This window comes from Capnocytophaga genosp. AHN8471 (assembly GCF_016806945.1).
GTDB classification, from domain to species: Bacteria; Bacteroidota; Bacteroidia; order Flavobacteriales; family Flavobacteriaceae; genus Capnocytophaga; species Capnocytophaga periodontitidis.
The window spans coordinates 244,209-260,860 of the sequence record NZ_JAESPJ010000006.1 but is presented as its reverse complement, the minus strand read 5'-3'; the positions used below and the strand labels follow the sequence as shown (position 1 = coordinate 260,860).

15 protein-coding genes are annotated in these 16,652 nt (G+C 39.5%); 13 read left to right on the top strand and 2 right to left on the bottom strand.

The annotated features are described in order from the left end of the window. Positions 1-13: 13 nt before the first annotated feature. The gene (locus tag JMN12_RS02960) at positions 14-1,297 is read left to right on the top strand and encodes a Na+/H+ antiporter NhaC family protein (RefSeq protein WP_203136982.1); all 1,284 of its coding nucleotides are present in this window, start codon (positions 14-16) and stop codon (positions 1,295-1,297) included. 3 nt (positions 1,298-1,300) lie between these two features. On the opposite strand, the gene JMN12_RS02955 is transcribed toward JMN12_RS02960, so the two are convergent. Beyond that, a complete protein-coding gene (locus tag JMN12_RS02955) occupies positions 1,301-1,987 on the bottom strand; it encodes a peptidoglycan-binding protein LysM (protein ID WP_088593049.1) in 687 nt (228 codons plus the stop codon). Positions 1,988-2,232: 245 nt separating this feature from the next. Between JMN12_RS02955 and JMN12_RS02950 the strand changes: the two genes are divergently transcribed. From JMN12_RS02950 to ilvA, 10 genes are all read left to right on the top strand, one after another. Beyond that, on the top strand, positions 2,233-3,819 hold the full coding sequence (locus JMN12_RS02950) for a glycoside hydrolase xylanase (RefSeq protein WP_203136980.1): 1,587 nt from the start codon (positions 2,233-2,235) through the stop codon (positions 3,817-3,819). A 64-nt stretch (positions 3,820-3,883) separates the two neighbouring features. Further along, entirely contained in the window at positions 3,884-4,654 is a 771-nt protein-coding gene (locus JMN12_RS02945; RefSeq protein ID WP_203136978.1) for a threonine/serine exporter ThrE family protein, read from the top strand. After that, complete coding sequence (locus JMN12_RS02940) at positions 4,641-5,222, top strand: threonine/serine exporter family protein (protein ID WP_203083973.1); 582 nt, start codon at positions 4,641-4,643, stop codon at positions 5,220-5,222. The genes JMN12_RS02945 and JMN12_RS02940 overlap by 14 nt, the downstream gene beginning before the upstream one ends. 67 nt (positions 5,223-5,289) lie before the next feature. Beyond that, the gene (locus JMN12_RS02935; protein ID WP_203136975.1) at positions 5,290-6,111 is read left to right on the top strand and encodes a mechanosensitive ion channel family protein; all 822 of its coding nucleotides are present in this window, start codon (positions 5,290-5,292) and stop codon (positions 6,109-6,111) included. A 234-nt stretch (positions 6,112-6,345) separates the two neighbouring features. Next, positions 6,346-7,143 (top strand): leucine-rich repeat domain-containing protein, encoded by a 798-nt coding sequence (locus tag JMN12_RS02930; RefSeq protein WP_203136964.1) that lies wholly within the window; start codon positions 6,346-6,348, stop codon positions 7,141-7,143. A gap of 69 nt (positions 7,144-7,212) precedes the next feature. Continuing rightward, entirely contained in the window at positions 7,213-8,028 is an 816-nt protein-coding gene (locus tag JMN12_RS02925) for a leucine-rich repeat domain-containing protein (protein WP_203136963.1), read from the top strand. A gap of 78 nt (positions 8,029-8,106) precedes the next feature. Next, a complete protein-coding gene (locus JMN12_RS02920) occupies positions 8,107-8,277 on the top strand; it encodes a hypothetical protein (protein ID WP_009412773.1) in 171 nt (56 codons plus the stop codon). Beyond that, positions 8,268-8,570 (top strand): type II toxin-antitoxin system RelE/ParE family toxin, encoded by a 303-nt coding sequence (locus tag JMN12_RS02915; protein WP_009412772.1) that lies wholly within the window; start codon positions 8,268-8,270, stop codon positions 8,568-8,570. Before JMN12_RS02920 ends, JMN12_RS02915 begins: the two co-directional genes overlap by 10 nt. 3 nt (positions 8,571-8,573) lie before the next feature. Next, the gene (locus JMN12_RS02910; protein WP_203080627.1) at positions 8,574-9,383 is read left to right on the top strand and encodes a leucine-rich repeat domain-containing protein; all 810 of its coding nucleotides are present in this window, start codon (positions 8,574-8,576) and stop codon (positions 9,381-9,383) included. A gap of 192 nt (positions 9,384-9,575) precedes the next feature. After that, entirely contained in the window at positions 9,576-10,757 is a 1,182-nt protein-coding gene (gene ilvA / locus JMN12_RS02905; protein WP_203136961.1) for a threonine ammonia-lyase, read from the top strand. Between the two features lie 68 nt (positions 10,758-10,825). Here ilvA and JMN12_RS02900 read toward each other — a convergent pair whose 3' ends face one another. Next, positions 10,826-11,533 (bottom strand): tRNA1(Val) (adenine(37)-N6)-methyltransferase, encoded by a 708-nt coding sequence (locus JMN12_RS02900; protein WP_203136959.1) that lies wholly within the window; start codon positions 11,531-11,533, stop codon positions 10,826-10,828. Between the two features lie 456 nt (positions 11,534-11,989). On the opposite strand from JMN12_RS02900, the gene JMN12_RS02895 reads away from it, so the two are divergent. Then, positions 11,990-15,031 carry a SusC/RagA family TonB-linked outer membrane protein gene (locus JMN12_RS02895; protein ID WP_203136957.1) on the top strand — a complete coding sequence of 1,014 codons (3,042 nt, stop codon included), beginning with the start codon at positions 11,990-11,992 and terminating at the stop codon, positions 15,029-15,031. Between the two features lie 4 nt (positions 15,032-15,035). Beyond that, positions 15,036-16,634 (top strand): RagB/SusD family nutrient uptake outer membrane protein, encoded by a 1,599-nt coding sequence (locus JMN12_RS02890; protein WP_203136956.1) that lies wholly within the window; start codon positions 15,036-15,038, stop codon positions 16,632-16,634. Positions 16,635-16,652 lie beyond the last annotated feature (18 nt).

Genomic DNA, 16,652 nt, shown 5'->3' with positions numbered 1-16,652 from the left:
AGCAAATTATAAAATGACGAAAAAAACAACAATAGTAAGTATTATCCCGCTACTCATATTCGTAGCTATATTTTTGGGTAGTGGTATTTATTTCGATAATTTCTATTCATTGCCAGCACCTATTATTGCGCTTTTTGCAGTGGTAGTAGCTTTGCTTATCTACCGCGCACCTCTCAACCAAAAGATAGCCCTTTTCTTCAGAGGGGCAGGCAATAGCAATGTGTTGCAGATGTGTGTAATAGCCCTTTTGGCAGGTGCTTTTGCTTCGGTAGCCAAAGCCTCTGGCAGCATTGATAGCATTGTAAATATGGGGATGTACTACATTTCACCCGAATACTTCCCCGTAGGTATTTTTGTAATTGCCTCTTTCCTCTCGTTTGCAACAGGGACCTCGGTAGGTACCATTATGACCCTTTCACCTATTGTCTTCAATTTAGCTTTTGAAAGTCATTCCGATACCGCCCTTATAGGGGCTGCTTTGCTTTGTGGTGCGATGTTTGGCGACAATCTGTCCCTCATTTCCGATACTACTATTGCCGCCACTCAGTCGTTAGGTTGCAAGATGAGTGATAAGATGAAAACCAATGCTCAAATAGCACTTCCTGTTGCGCTGCTATCGGCGGTGATTCTCTTCTTTATAGGAAACCCAGGTGCTACCACCTTCACTCATAGCGAAGCCTATCACACCTTCAATCCCTTGCTCATTTTGCCTTATGTAGCAGTAGTGGTCATTTCGCTTTTTGGAGTAAATGTATTCGTATCACTGTTCTTGGGAGTTGTGTTCTCAGGTGTTATGGGATTCTCCTACAACAAGTTCTCTTTCTTAGAATTTACCCAACACACTTACAAAGGCTTTATGGATATGGCTGATATCTTCTTCCTCTACTTCATCATCGGTGGATTAGCCTTTTTAGTAGAGCGCTTTGGCGGCATTCAGTTTCTGATGAACCTCGTTGCCAAACGTATCAAGAGTGGAGCTTCAGCCTTGCTGGGAATGGGCTTTTTAGTAACTGTTGCCGATGTGTGTGTAGCGAATAATACGGTGGCAATTCTCATCGTTTCTAAAATAAGTAAGCGCATAGCCGAGCAGTTCCAAATACCCCTCCGCAATGCGGCTTCAGTATTAGATATCTTCTCGTGTTATGCGCAAGGTCTCATTCCTTATGGAGCACAAGTAATCGCCCTATACCAATTTGCCCATACGATGGACTATTTATCTTTGGTAGGGTACTCAGTCTATCTTCACCTTTTACTTATAGCTACTTTAGTGTATATAAAAGTAAGAGGAAAAGTTTAATAACTATAATGTTGCTAAAGAAAGAGAGGTGGTTTCAGGGGCTTCCCATTGAGGTTTTTGTATTGCTTCAATGTGTGAGGTATCGTAACCCGCAAACGCTTTAAGGTAGTGTTGCAAGGTAACGCCATTGCCATCGGCAAAGTTATATCCCCCTTGATGTTTGAAGAATTTCTTCACTGAACTCTCACCAGCCAAGTGAGCGGCTGCCAATATCCCCGATTCAGTAATGTGAATCCCGTTGATAGTTTTGCCTACATATTTTTTAATTTCTTTGCGCAAAAACCATTTAGTGCGCTGTAAGCTCAACACAAACACTTGTTCTTGTTGTTCAGGAGAGTTCAAAAATTGTTGGGTATCAGTTACGCCATAGAAGCGAAGGGCGCGTTTCCCAAATTGATATTTCCCCATATAGCCAAAACGGTTTACAATAGTGTAGTTACCGCGTGATTCGCGATAGGCTAAAGCTTCTTTAAATCCAATAAATGTTTTTCCTGTGTGGAGAGTAAAAGAAGTGGGAAGTAGTGTGCTATTCGCAGTTGCTTCTGCTGGCATAGCGGTGGCCATTTGAGGTACATCAACTACAAAAGTAGGTGGAATTGTGATTACTTTTGTCTCTTCATCTTTGATCGTAAAACCTAAAAAGGCAAAGACCATTACTGCAAAAAAATACCTCTTTTTAACTAATTTCATAAATTTTGTTTTCTTTAAGACTGACGGTTTTCTACAAGAGAAAAAGCCTGCTTAAAATTATTTCGGCGGCAAAATTACAAAAATTATGCCAAGTACCAAAATTTAGAGTTCGTTTTTTTTTTATTTTCCCCGTCCCAAAACCAATTTGCTAATTTTCTCATTTGCTCATTTGCTAATTTTCTCTATCTTTGCACCGTGTAACATCAGCTTGAAGTTTCGGCTTCTGCTTAAAAACTTAATTTACAATGAAAAAGATATACGCTTTATGTGTTCTTTTTCTTGCTTTAGCGTGCAAGAAAGACAACGATGAAACCCCTTTGTTAAGTAGTGAAAAAAATATTCTTTCATTTACCTTTATTGTAGAAGGTACTACTTATACTAGTACAATTAGCAATACCGCCATTACTGCCCAATTACCCGAAGATACCAATCTTACCACTCTTACCCCTACCATCACCTTCTCTAAAGGGGCTACTGTAACTCCTAATAGCGGTGTAGCTCAAGATTTCTCTAAAGAAGTAAGCTATACCGTAACTGCCGAAGATAAAAGCACTAAAATCTACAAAGTGCTCATAACTACCGAAAAAACACCACAGCCTAATGAGCCTATACAAATTGGCCACGTCCCTAATGAATATACTACAAATAAAGCAGGAGGCGAGGTAGTTTATTTTGATGTCAATACCTTGCCCGTTAAAAAAGAACAGATAAAAGTAGAACTCGTTAAACGCCGCTCTCCATTTGATACTTACTCCCTTAAAGTACAAAAAATCGATAAAAAAGAAAGACGTGTATATGTAGTATTACCTCCCACTTATAAAAATGGCGAATACTACTTCAAGGCAACTTTTGATAAAGAAGAAGTAGAAAGTGGCGTTTTTACCTTAGATAGCGGTGAGATAGTACTAAATGTGTTAGATGTTATTATGTTCGAACCTGTTACTTCCTTAGCAACTACCGAATTGCAAACCTTTAAAACAGTGGTATATGCTAATACTGAAGCCTTGAAAAAATATACTTATTATCTGAGAAAAGGCACCCACGACTACCAACTTACAGTGAGTGACATCTCCAATTATAACATTCAATTTAAGATGTTCAATACACCTGCAGGAGCATTTAGCGGAGGTAACGACTTTAAGTTTGTAGTAAAAGGTGGCACTAAAGAACAAGTACTTCCTTTTGTGAATAGTGAAAAGCAACCTATAACAATAGAACCCGTTTACACACCCATAATCAAAACGCTTTCTAAAACAACACTCAAGGCAGGTGATGAATTAACAGTTACAGGAGAGTATTTTGCTTATACCGGTATGAACTTTGATAGAAACTATAGATTTTGCACTTTGCTTTTGATGCAAGGTAATGAAGTGAAAGCAACACTTTATCCTTCGTATAAAACACCTACTGAGGCTACTTTTAAAGTAGAAAATGAGGTTCCTGCAGGCAAATACAAGGTTGTACTCTCCTCTCAAATACAGCTGAAATCAGAGCCTTTTAGCCAAGAAATTACTATTCAAAAAACGACTGCTACCTCCTCCGCGCGTCTAAAAATTACTAAAGCTGAGGTTATAGATGAGAATGCTACTTTCTTCCGCAAGCAAGTGATGATTACTTTTAATGAAACTATAGATAGTGCTCGTATAGAAGCCATTGTATTCCCTAATTTGAGAATAGAAAATGTTATAAGATACCCTAAAACTATAAGTTCACATACTCTATCAGATAATGAATACAACTATTTAGTAAACGAACTCCCCAAAGGTTATGTAATCATTAAGGAAAATGGCAAAGAATACCAAGCAGAGTTTTCTTTGGTAAAAGGAAATTAAATCTCATTTTCTCAGAGCCTCTCAGAGTCTCTCCCTACTATCAACAAATCGATAAATTAACTATATGAAACCCATTGAACGAGCGGCACGTCTATTTGCCGACATCAACGAACTGCTGATTTCCAGCGGTGCCAATACCCGTAGAGTAGAACGCAATGTAGAACGCATCTCTAATGCCCTTAACTACCATTGCGAAAACTTCTATTCACACGCTGCTATTGTGCTTACTGTGCAGGATAAAGCTACAGGCGAAAAGGAAACTATCGTACGTACAATCCCTCATCACGGAGTAAACTTCAGCGCTATTTCTGATATTAGTATCCTTTCTTGGGAAGCTACTGAAAAGAAACTCCCTATCGAAGAAATTGAAGAACAAGTTGCAACGATTAAAGCCAAACCTCATTACAATATGTATGTGATGTGGTTCTTCGTATCGGTAGCAGGAGGTTCATTAGCCTATGTATTTGGTAAAGAACAAGCTAGTTATACCGAGTTTGCAATGTCGTTTATAGCAACCTTATTAGGTTTAGCGGGACGTCGTATCCTGCAGTTGCGCAAGTTCAATGTGTATATCTGTTGGGGGTGGGCTGCTTTTGTGTCGGTAGCCGTGATGAGTATCTTCCGTTTGGCGGGAGTAGAGCAGTACCATAATGCCTTGGCGGCTTGTGTATTGTGGTTAGTGCCTGGAGTACCTCTTATCAACGGATTTATCGATATGCTCTCTGGCTGTATTGTAGCAGGGATAGCTAAACTCACACACGCTGCTATCTTGGTTTTTATGATTTCATTAGGTTTTTATTTAGCTTTACTATTATTTGGTTATGAACTTCCTTGATGTATTTTTAGGATTAGCCGAACGCATCTTTTGGTCGATGTGGATTTCTATTGGCTTTGCTTTATTGTTCAACACTCCCCGCCGTGCCTTGTGGATTACAGGGGTGTTAGGCGGTATAGGTTGGGGGATTAAGTTTATACTTTTAGGTACTATAATGCCCGAGCAAATTGTGATTACCTCCTTTTTAGGAGCTTGTGCCGTGGGGCTCTTGGCGGTCTATTTCGCTCATCGCGTACATACACCTCCTATTGTGTTTACGATACCTGCCGTTATCAATATGATTCCTGGTAAATATGGCTATGAGTTTATGATGAAAATCATCCAAATAGTAACCGTTGAAACCCGTCAGGATGAAACCCTCGACCTGCTTTATCAAACTTTTAAACTCGGTTTGCAAACAGGTTTTATTACTATGTGTTTAGCCTTTGGAGTGATTACCCCTATGTTACTCTTCAATACCTATTCGGTAAAAGGTAAAGACCTCAACGATTTTATCAAACGCCGCTTAACACGCAAAAAAACAAAAGCCGAATTAGAAGGAAAAGTAGAAGAAAATGAACCCGTATAACATCAATTGTTAATTGTGTAACGTGTTAATTGTTAATTGTTAATTGTTAATTGTTAATTGAATAAATATGCCTGAATTCTCAGCTATTGATTTTGAAAGTTTGATTAAAGATTGGATTAAAGGACTCATCAATTTCGCCCCTACTATGATCGGGGCTATTGCCCTCTATTTTATAGGGCGTTACATCATCCGTTTTATTGTAAAACTCCTCAAAGGATTGATGGAACGCCGTGGAGTAGACCTCGCTTTGCAAGGTTTTTTGTTACAAGTAGTCCGCTGGATACTCTATATTGCCCTCTTCCTCACCATTGTACAGGTGATAGGCTTGCCCGCAACCCAGTTTATCGCAATCATCACCAGTGGTTTTGTAGCAGTAGGCTTGGCGTTACAAGGGTCGTTGTCTAACTTCGCTAGCGGGATAATGATACTCATTTTCAAACCTTTCCGCGTAGGCGATGTAATCGAAGGTAATGGCGAAAAAGGAACCGTGAAAAACATCGGTCTCTTTGCTACAACCCTCAACAAAGCCGATAACGAACAAGCGATAATCCCTAACACCCAGCTGTTTAGCAATAGTATTATCAACTACAGCAGGGAAGAAAAACGCCGTGTGTATGTGCTTGTAGGTATAGGGTATAGTTCCGATATCCAAAAAGCCCGTGAAGTGCTCTTGCAAATTGCCAAAGAGGAAGTCAAAGCCCTTCCTGATCCCGCTCCTGTGGTTTATGTAGATGCCTTAGCCGATAGTTCCGTAAATATGTCGTTGCGCTATTGGTGTCTCACTCCCAACTATTGGGAGTGCTATTTCCGCACTATAGAAGCTATCAAAAACCGCTTCGATGCCGCCGGTATAGAAATTCCATTCCCTCAAGTGCAAGTACATCAATAAAGTAAGAAAGCGGCTCGCTCCTTTGGCAAAGTTGATTACCTGATAATCATTCGCTTTTTCAGTATATTGTAGGGGCTAATGGCAATTAGCCTCACTATTTAATTACAATCTTATATAAAGGAATTATCAAAAAGAAATTAGTAATTAAAGTGTTAAAATAATGTTAAAAAATTTTTTTATTGCTAATTTATATATACTTTTGTTTCATCTTAACATCTAAAAAAATAAGTCATAATGAAGAACATTTTATTATTAGCTACGGTAGCCTTAACATTTGCCAGCTGTAGCAAAAGTGATGACAATATCTCTTCGGATAACTACGAGCTAAGTAATGATGGTCGTACTCTTGTGAAGTGGACAAATAGCAATACTACCACTCTTGATATGCAAGCCGATGGTAACTTGCAGAAAGTAAATTTTATAGGGGATAACGCTTTCAGAATGAAAGAAGCTCTTACTTCTATTACCTTTCCTAAGGACTTATACCGAATAGGAACAGAGGCTTTTTATGCAACTAACCTCAGTGGAGGGGTGAAGTTCAATGTCAATTCAGAAACTGAAGTTAATTTTGGATCACGAGTTTTTGCTCGTACTAATATTACAACAATAGAACTTCCTAATGCCAATGGAATAAGTGATGAGATGTTTGATTCTTGTCAGTCTTTAAAAGAAGTTAAACATCAAAGAATGATAAGAGTAATAGGTAGTTATGCTTTTAGTAACTGTAGATCTCTTGAATACTTGTTTTTTCACGATTCATATCTTACAAAGGTAGAGCAAGGAGCTTTTGCAAATTGTGAAAAGTTAAGAGTTGTAACTTTGCCTCTATTGGTTACTGAGATAGGAGATGTAGCCTTTGCTAATTGCAATGCTTTAGAGTCAATTACTATTAATGCTAAAACTCCTCCAACTTTGGGTGAAGATGTATTCTATGGAGTGAAGAATATTCCTAGAATTTATGTATTTAGCAGAGATGCTTACATAAATGCTCCAGGTTGGAGTAAATATGCCAATAGAATATATTCTAAATAATATTTTGTTGTTAATTGCTCTTTATTTACTACCTTTATGGTGTTTTTAATATCATAAAATGATTATGCAATGAAAAAAATCTTCTTTTTGGTTTTCATAACTATCGCTTTAGCAGCTTGTTCCAAAAGCAATGGCGACAGCGCAAATGTGCCCGAAACCGACTACCAGCTCAGTGCCGATGGCTTAACCTTAGTCAAATGGCTCAATCCTCTTACCTCTGGTATCAATATGCAAGCTGATAGCCGTTTGCGTGAAGTGAATACTATTGGCGAAAAAGCCTTTAAAGATTGCAGCCGACTCCAATCCGTCATCTTCCCCGATAACCTCAAAGAAATCAATACCGAAGCCTTTGCTGGAACCGATCTCCGCACTTCAGTAGTCTTCAATTCTTATTCCGATGTAGTGTTTGGCGAAAGAGTTTTTAGCAATACCCGTATCACCTCAATAACACTTCCTAAAACCAAAGAGTTGTCAGCTGAAATTTTTGCAAATTGTACTGCCTTGAAAAACATTACTTTTGCAAAAACAGGTAAAATCGGCAGAGGGGCTTTTAAAGGCTGTACAGCCATTGAACAAATCGACCTCTCTCAAGCTGAAGCTATTGCCATAGGTGCAGAGACTTTTGCCGGTTGTAAACGCCTCAAAAAAGTGATTCTCTCGGTAACAATGAACCTCAAACCTATAGGTGACAAAGCTTTTGCCAACTGTGAGTCCTTAGAAAATCTCACCGTACTCGCGCTTTATCCCCCCTATTTTGAAGGTAACCCTTTTCAAGGCATCTCTTATCCCACAGTTTACGTGCCCGCTACTCCCGATGATTTGATTGATATATACAAAAGAGATTCCCAATGGAAAGCATTAGCTGATAAAATTCATAAACTATAGCTAAAGCATTCATTTTTCTTACACTAACATTGCTAATTGATTTTTATTCCATACATTTGCAACAAAATTATAGAAACTATGGAAGCAGAACTTATAAATGATGTCCTAACTGAAGATACACTTCTTTTTGAACAACAAAAAGAGGCCAAAAGATATAGCATACAAAAAGGATTAGAGGAAGATAAAGCAGGGCTACATATTCCTCAAGACGAAGTAGAACGTGAAATGGAAGCGATATTATGGTCGTAGTTTGGACTCCTAAAGCAAAGGAAGAACTAAAAGAAATCCTTGTCTATTGGAAAAAGAGAAATAAAAGTAATGCTTATTCTGTTAAACTAAATGCTGAAGCGCAAAAAGTAGCTAAATCTCTTATTAAAGATCCATATATTTGGCCTATAGAAGAAGATTATGAAGATGTTCGCTCTGTTTTAGTGTTTTACAATTATTCTATGTTTTATAGAGTAGAGGAAAATATTATCCGTATTCTTTCTTTTTGGGACAATCGTAGAAATCCTGATAGTTTAGATTTATTTGATTTTTAAAAAATGAAAAACCTTACCCTTTTTACTCTTATCTTTGTCGCTTTGGCAAGTTGTTCTAAGAGCGATAACAGCAATACCCCTGCCCCTCATCGCTCTACCCCCGATTACGACATCTCAGCCGATGGTCGTACCCTCATCAAATGGAAAAACCCTAATACTACCGAGTTGGATATGCAAGCAGATAGTGAGTTGAGGCGCGTCAATACTATTGCTAAAGAGGCTTTTAAAGAACATCAAAATCTCCAATCAATTACTTTCCCTAACAACCTCAAAGAAATAGAAGAAAGTGCTTTTGAAGAAGCTAGCCTCAGTGGTACTGTTACCTTCAATACCAACGCTACAGTAGTTTTTGGCGATAAAGCTTTCTTCAAAACAAAAATTAGAAAACTCTCCCTTCCTAATGTAAAAAGACTGCCCTATAGCGTATTATCAATGTCTTATAATCTCGAAGAATTACACTTCAATAAAGTAGAAATATTAGGATTTGGCGCTATTGGGTGGAATTATCTAAAAGAAATTAACTTAGAAAATACAGGTATTACCGAAATAGAAACTGTCGGTATTTCGGGCTGTACTGAGGTAGAGAATATCGTCCTTCCCGCTACAATCAAAGTCATAGGATACGATTCTTTTTGGCATTGCAAACGTCTCAAAACAATTACTATTAATGCTGTAAATCCCCCTACTTTAACCAATTACCCTTTCAAAGATACTAATTTGCAAAAGGTATATGTACCCCAAGCCTCAGTAGAGAAGTATAAGGCAGCACCCTTTTGGAAAGATTTCGCTGCTAAAATTCAAGCAAAACCATAATAATTAACATCAATTCGATATAACAGAATATTGATTTACAGCTTTATATCATAATATATTCACAAAATAATTCACCGTCAGGTGAAAATTCGTGTTTCACATACCCAGCTGTGAGCCCTCGCTGGCTTTGTGGGAGATTAAAAATATTTTACTAATTGTTAATTGTTAACTATCAATTGTTAATTGAAAATTATGAACTTTACCACAGCTCGTGAGCACCTTAAAAATGTGCTCCTTCCCACTCCCCTCATCTACAGTCCTATCTTCAGTGAAGAATCAGGCAACAATATCTACATCAAACCCGAAAATCTCCAAAAAACAGGAGCTTTCAAAATTCGTGGCGCTTATAACAAAATGCTCAAACTCACCGAAGCTGAAAAACAACGGGGGGTTATTGCTTCTTCGGCGGGCAATCACGCCCAAGGGGTTGCTTATGCAGCCCGCGAGTTGGGTATCAAAGCGGTGATTGTAATGCCTAAAACTACCCCGCTCATCAAAGTGCAGTCTACTAAAAAATACGGTGCTGAAGTGGTGCTCTACGGCGATGTGTACGATGATGCTTACCAAAAAGCCAAAGAGTTAGAAGAAAAAGAAGGCTATGTATTTGTGCATCCTTTCAATGACCCCGATGTGCTTGAAGGTCAAGGTACTATTGCCCTCGAAATCCTTGAACAGTTACCTCAAACCGATGTGATAGTCGTACCTATAGGTGGTGGCGGACTCATCTCGGGGATTGCCTGCTCTGCTAAACAAATAAAACCCGAAATAAAAATCGTAGGAGTAGAACCCTCAGGCGCTGCTTCGGCTACCGAAGCGCTTAAGAAAAATAAACTCGTTACCCTGCCCGAAGCCAATACTATCGCCGATGGAACTGCCGTAAAACGCATAGGGGAACTCAATTTTGAGTATATCAAAAAATACGTAGATGAGGTAGTAACTGTCGATGATTATGAACTTACTGAAGCCTTCTTGTTACTCACTGAAAAACACAAAATTATCGCCGAAAACTCAGGGGTTTTGCCTTTGGCTGCCCTTAAAAAACTCACAGACCGCAATAAAAATGTCGTGCCTGTAGTGAGTGGCGGCAATATCGATGTCTTGATGATTTCCTCAATGATAAACAAAGGATTGGTGAGCCGCGATCGTATTTTTAACTTCTCAGTAAGCATCCCCGACCGCCCTGGTGAACTCGCTAAAATTACCCACATCATTGCCGATGTAGGCGCTAATATTGTCAAACTCGCTCACAATCAGTTTAAAAATCTTTCTCGTTTCCGCGATAAAGAAGTACTTATCACCGTCGAAACTAATGGTACCGACCACATCCAGCAGTTAGTACAAGCCTTTGAAGAAAAAGGTTACGCAATCAAATAAGAGATAAGAGGTATGAGGTATGTGAGTAAAGCCTGTGAAGAGCATAGTAACCTTCTATCCCCTATCTCCTAAAATCCCAAATAGAACTCTTTTGTAAGTGCTTTATATTCTTCGGTATATACCCCTCGTTCTTTTTCAATAATGAGAATATGGATGGGGTAGGAGGGGAGTGAGGTTCTGCCAAAGAGCATCATACTGCGTTTGAGTTCGCTTTGTGCATTGCCGCGTGTATGAGTGATTTGTTGGGGGAAAAGTCCGAAAGTAACTGCCAAAGTGATAAATCTTTCACTTTCGGTATATGGAAGAATAACGCTAAACTTCCCTTCAACGGCTAACAAACGATTTACTCCCTCCAAGAGTTGTTCAGGAGGTAGCGCATCGCTAAAACGAGCGGTGTTGCGCGCTTTTTCAGGAGTTTTATAATCAGTAGGGTAGAAGGGAGGGTTAGAGATAATCAAGTCGTAAGGCTCGTCCATTTCAGTAAAAAATTCTTCAAACGATGCGTGATAGCAAAAAAGTCGGTCGCCCCACGGACTTGCTTCAAAATTTTCAGTACATTCTATATAAGCACTTTCATCAATTTCCACAGCATCAATAGTCATTGCCTCAGATCGTTGGGCGAGCATTAGGGCGAGTAAGCCTGTGCCAGCCCCAATATCCAAGATACTTTGAGGCTGCTCTATAGTTGTCCACGCGCCGAGAAGTACGCTATCAGTGCCTATTTTCATTGCACTTTGAGTCTGCTTTACACTAAATTGTTTAAATTGAAAGGTCATAGTTGTCAGGTGTTAGGGGGTCAGGGTTCAGAGTTTTCGCCGCAAAAATAGCAATAATCCCCAAACCTTCAAATCTCTAAATCGTTATTTGTCACTCCCACTGCTCCCACTGCTACCGTTCCCACCATTCCCCCCCTCTCTTTTCCAGATAGTCATTCGTCTCTCGTCATTCGTCATTCGTCTCTCGTCATTCGTCATTCGTTTCTCGTAATTTATATGGTTTTTCTGTTAAAACTGCTCCTTTTATTGTTATTTCTGTGTTAAAAAGAAAAACATCCCAACTTCCTTTTATTTGCTAATGATTTATATTATGTAAATGCTTTTTTCATCTTCTTTTTTCTATATAAATTAACAAATATAACTTTTTTTCGTTATCTTTAAAAATCATTTGCTTTTTCCTTGTTTCGTTTTAGGTAAATTTATACTTTTGCACCGTCAATTTTTAACATTTATTTTATGAATTACCCTAAGCTATTCTTTGTGTTTAGTGTCTTTTTCTTACTTTTGGGAGGACTCTATGCACAAGATAAAACGGTAACGGGTGTCGTTACTGATGAAAGCAAAACCCCGCTTATCGGGGTGAGTGTAGTGGTTAAAGGCACTACTCGAGGCGTTTCTACCGACTTTGACGGGAAATTTACCCTCCAAGCCAAAGAAGGTGAAACAATTGAATTTAGTTCAGTGGGATATGTCGCTCAAGACAAGAAAGTAACAGGAGCTGGCAAAACACTGAATATGAATGTTGTCCTTAAAGAGGAAACCCAGCAACTCTCCGAGGTGGTGGTAACCGCTTTAGGTATCAAACGCGAAGAAAAAGCGTTGAGCTACAATGTGCAACAGGTGAAATCCGAAGAACTCACCAAAGTGAAAGCTCCTAACTTTGTAAACAGCCTCAATGGTAAAGTTGCAGGGGTTACTATCAACAAAAGTGCTTCAGGGCCAGGAGGTGCTACTCGTGTGATAATGCGCGGTGAGAAATCTATTGAAGGTAGTAACAACGTGCTTTATGTGGTAGACGGGATTCCGCTTTTCAACACCCAAGCTGGTGGCGACAATAGTGGTATCAAAGGTGAAGGTCGTGTAGGTAGTGAAGGTATCGCCGACTTCAACCCTGAGGATATTGAGAGCATCTCGGTGCTCAGTGGCCCTTCGGCAGCTGCCCTCTATGGTAGTAATGCCGCCAATGGGGTGATTCTTATCAATACCAAAAAAGGTAAAGAAGGCAAAATGCAAATTTCACTCTCTTCTACTACCGAGTTTAGCAAACCTTTTATATTGCCTGAATTCCAAAACACTTATGGCAACCGCAGTGGGCAATATAGCAGTTGGGGTAGCAAATTGGCAATTCCTAGCAGCTACGACCCCGCAAAAGACTTCTTTGAAACAGGTACTAACTTTATCAACTCACTCACCCTTACAGCGGGTAACAAAACCAATCAAACTTTCTTCTCAGCTGCGAGTACTAACAACAATGGCGTAGTGCCTAACAATAGTTACCACCGTTATAACTTCACAGTGCGTAACACTACTTCGCTATTTGAAGATAAAGTACAATTAGATTTGGGTGCTTCGTATGTCAAACAGAAAGATATGAATATGGTCTCTCAAGGTGAGTATTGGAACCCTATTGTAGCCGCTTATCTCTACCCTCGTGGTGAGGATTTTGAAAAGATAAAAACCTTTGAACGTTACGATACTTCTCGTTATTTCGCTACCCAATATTGGCCTCTCAGCGAAAGTAGATTTGCTCCTCAAAACCCTTATTGGACAGCTTATCGCAACTTGGCGTCTAACAACAAAGACCGATTTATGTTCAATGCAGGACTTACCTACAAAATCACTTCTTGGGCAAATGTTGCAGCACGCGCTCGCTTAGACAAAAGCTATATCAATTTTGAACGTAAACTCTACGCCTCATCAAATGAGATTTTTGCCAAACCTAATGGTGCTTATGAATATGCGAATTACAACGACCACCAATTCTATTCCGATGTGATTGGAACCATCAACAAACAGTTTTTTGACGATTGGAGTCTAATGCTCAACCTTGGGGGTAGCTATTCCGATTTTGATGCTATAGAACGCGGCTACGGTGGTAACTTGCAATTAGTGCCTAACCTATTTGCTATCCAAAATATTACACCTTCCGAAGGTAAAATAACCGAAAGATATGGCGATGTCCGCCGACGCAATGTAGCAGTGTTTGGAAATGCCGAAATTGGGTTCAAACGTTGTGCTTACCTTACTCTCTCAGGGCGTAATGAGTGGGATTCTCGCTTAGTAAATTCAGCGGAAGAATCTTATTTCTATCCTTCAATTGGTTTTTCTGCCGTGATTTCCGAAATGGGTGAGATGCCTGCTTTCTTGAATTATTTCAAAGTCAGAAGTTCATATACCGAAGTGGCTTCCCCTATCGCGTGGTCAGGTCGTACTCCTGGTACTATTACCCAAAAAATCGTCGGTGGGGTAATCAAACCCGAAGAGATATACCCTTATGCCGATTTCAAAGCCGAACGTACTAAATCCTACGAATTAGGGCTTAGCTTGCGCCTCTTCAAACACTTCAATATCGAGTCTACTTGGTATCGCTCTAACACTTATAACCAAACCTTTATCGCTAACCTGCCAGAATCTACAGGTTATAAATATATCTATTTGCAAGCAGGTGATGTACAAAATAGTGGTATAGAATTAAGTGTAGGCTATCGCAACCAAATAGGCGGTGTAGATATTGCTAGTTCAGTATCTTATACTCGTAATAAAAACGTGATTAAGAAGATGGTGAAAAACTATAAACATCCTTTCATTCAAGAACCTTTCAATATCGATGAAGTGAGCAAAGAAAATGGTAGAACTATCTTGAAAGTTGGTGGAAGTATTAGCGATGTATACGCTTCTAAATTCTTGAAAAAAGACAATCAGGGGTATATCAATATTCCTGAAAGTGGCGATATCACTCTTGAAGATACTAAACCGGTGTATTTAGGCAAAACTACTCCTGATTTCCTTTTGGGTTGGAACAACTCTTTTGGCTATAAAGGTTTTGGTTTGAGTTTCCTTATCAGCGGTCGTTTTGGAGGTATCGTAACCTCTTCTACCCAAGCGATTTTAGACCGTTTTGGAGTCTCTAAAGCCTCTGCTCTTGCCCGCGACAATGGTGGGGTAGCACTCCCTGGTCAAGGTAAGTACGACACTAAAAAATACTATGAATTAGTGGGTACAGGCGAAAGTAATTTGGCAGGATATTACACTTACGATGCTACCAATGTACGCTTGCAAGAGTTATCAGTGAGCTATACTTTCCCTACCAAATGGTTTAAAAAGAAAATCGATGAGCTCACAGTATCAGTTATCGGCAACAACGTGTGGATGATCTACAACAAAGCTCCTTTCGACCCTGAACTTACCCCTTCTACCGCTACTTATGGTCAAGGTAACGACTATTTTATGCAACCTAGTTTGCGTAGCATAGGATTTAATGTAAAAGTAAAATTGTAATGTTATGAAAAAGAGATTATTTATATATACCTCTATAGCTCTTGCAGCGATTTCTTGTAATAAATTTGAAGAAATCAATACCGATGCCTTTGGGGTAACCCAAGAAATGGGTAAGAGAGATGGTATTACTATTGGGGCAAAAATTACCTCTATGCAAGCCCAAGTAGTACCTGTAGGTACGCAAGCTGATGGTACAAGTGTTATAAACCAATACCAAGTTGCTTACCACTTAGCAGCCGATACTTGGAGTGGCTATTTCGCCCAAAACCAAGATTGGGACAACGGGAAAAACAATACTACCTATTTCCTATTAGAAAGATGGTATGAAGCCTCTTATAGTAGCTCTTATACTAAAATGTTGCCCCTCTGGAGCAGTGTGAAAGAAGATGCTGAAAAGAGTAACTTTCCTGAAGCTTTTGCTTTAGCTCAAATACTCAAAATTTCCGCTTGGCACAAAGCTACCGATATGTTCGGTCCTATTCCTTACAAACAAGCTGGTAAAGGCTTGCTAAGAGTGCCTTATGATAGCCAAGAAGAGGTATATCAAGCATTTTTTGACGACCTTACTGCGGCTATTGCTGTATTGCAAACCAAATACAACCAAGGAGGTGCCTTGTTGCCTAACTACGATGCTGTATATGCAGGCGATGTAGGCAAATGGATAAAATATGCTAATTCACTAATGTTGCGTCTGGCAATGCGCATACGTTATGCCGCTCCTGCCAAAGCACAACAATATGCCGAACAAGCTATCAATCAAACTTTAGGAGTAATGACCGATAAAGCCGAGGAGGCTAAAATGAGAGAAGGTGCGGGACTTAGTTTTGTAAATAATATCGAAACCTTTGCAAACCAATATGGAGAGTGTCGTATGGGTTCTTCTATGTTCTCTTATTTAGTAGGTTATGAAGATCCTCGCTTGATGAAATATTTCAAACCTAGCGATAGTCCGTATGCTCAAAATGTACCTTTTGCAGGAGCTAAATATCAAGCTTTACCTACGGGAGCAGGTTGGAAATCAGCATCTTTTAAAAGTTTCTCTATGCCTAATATAGAAAAAACTACTCCTACCTATTGGATGCGCGCTTCCGAAGTGTATTTCCTAAGAGCTGAAGGCGCTTTAATGGGTTGGAATATGGGCGATACTGCCGAAAACTTGTATACCAAAGGAGTCGAAACTTCTTTCGCCGAAAACGACATCAATGCAGGACAAGTAGCCCCTTATCTCAGATCAGGTAAAGAACCTGCTGACTATTATGCTAGCTGGTTAGGAAATGCCGATGCCCCTACTCAAGCTACTACTCAGTGGCAAGGTACTACCGAAGAAAAATTAGAAAAAATTATCACTCAAAAGTGGATTGCTCTTTACCCTAATGGTCAAGAAGCGTGGACTGAATGGCGTCGTACAGGTTACCCTAAATTGCATAAAGTAACCCAAAATGCTAGCGGTGGAGTCATCTCTTCCGAAAAAGGAGTACGTCGTATCCCTTACCCCGAAAGCAAACTCACTGGCGAAGATAGAGCCTATTTAGCACGTGCGCTACAACTCTTAGGCGGCGCCAATACCGGTGCTACCAAAGTTTGGTGGGACAAAAAGAACTAACGTTTAAAATACTGTGAA

Bases quoted from the DNA above. Each gene is read 5' to 3' on its own strand.
- JMN12_RS02960 (WP_203136982.1), top strand. From the start codon at position 14: ATGACGAAAAAAACAACAATAGTAAGTATTATCCCGCTACTCATATTC.
- JMN12_RS02955 (WP_088593049.1), bottom strand. From the start codon at position 1,987: ATGAAATTAGTTAAAAAGAGGTATTTTTTTGCAGTAATGGTCTTTGCC.
- JMN12_RS02950 (WP_203136980.1), top strand. From the start codon at position 2,233: ATGAAAAAGATATACGCTTTATGTGTTCTTTTTCTTGCTTTAGCGTGC.
- JMN12_RS02945 (WP_203136978.1), top strand. From the start codon at position 3,884: ATGAAACCCATTGAACGAGCGGCACGTCTATTTGCCGACATCAACGAA.
- JMN12_RS02940 (WP_203083973.1), top strand. From the start codon at position 4,641: ATGAACTTCCTTGATGTATTTTTAGGATTAGCCGAACGCATCTTTTGG.
- JMN12_RS02935 (WP_203136975.1), top strand. From the start codon at position 5,290: ATGCCTGAATTCTCAGCTATTGATTTTGAAAGTTTGATTAAAGATTGG.
- JMN12_RS02930 (WP_203136964.1), top strand. From the start codon at position 6,346: ATGAAGAACATTTTATTATTAGCTACGGTAGCCTTAACATTTGCCAGC.
- JMN12_RS02925 (WP_203136963.1), top strand. From the start codon at position 7,213: ATGAAAAAAATCTTCTTTTTGGTTTTCATAACTATCGCTTTAGCAGCT.
- JMN12_RS02920 (WP_009412773.1), top strand. From the start codon at position 8,107: ATGGAAGCAGAACTTATAAATGATGTCCTAACTGAAGATACACTTCTT.
- JMN12_RS02915 (WP_009412772.1), top strand. From the start codon at position 8,268: ATGGTCGTAGTTTGGACTCCTAAAGCAAAGGAAGAACTAAAAGAAATC.
- JMN12_RS02910 (WP_203080627.1), top strand. From the start codon at position 8,574: ATGAAAAACCTTACCCTTTTTACTCTTATCTTTGTCGCTTTGGCAAGT.
- ilvA (WP_203136961.1), top strand. From the start codon at position 9,576: ATGAACTTTACCACAGCTCGTGAGCACCTTAAAAATGTGCTCCTTCCC.
- JMN12_RS02900 (WP_203136959.1), bottom strand. From the start codon at position 11,533: ATGACCTTTCAATTTAAACAATTTAGTGTAAAGCAGACTCAAAGTGCA.
- JMN12_RS02895 (WP_203136957.1), top strand. From the start codon at position 11,990: ATGAATTACCCTAAGCTATTCTTTGTGTTTAGTGTCTTTTTCTTACTT.
- JMN12_RS02890 (WP_203136956.1), top strand. From the start codon at position 15,036: ATGAAAAAGAGATTATTTATATATACCTCTATAGCTCTTGCAGCGATT.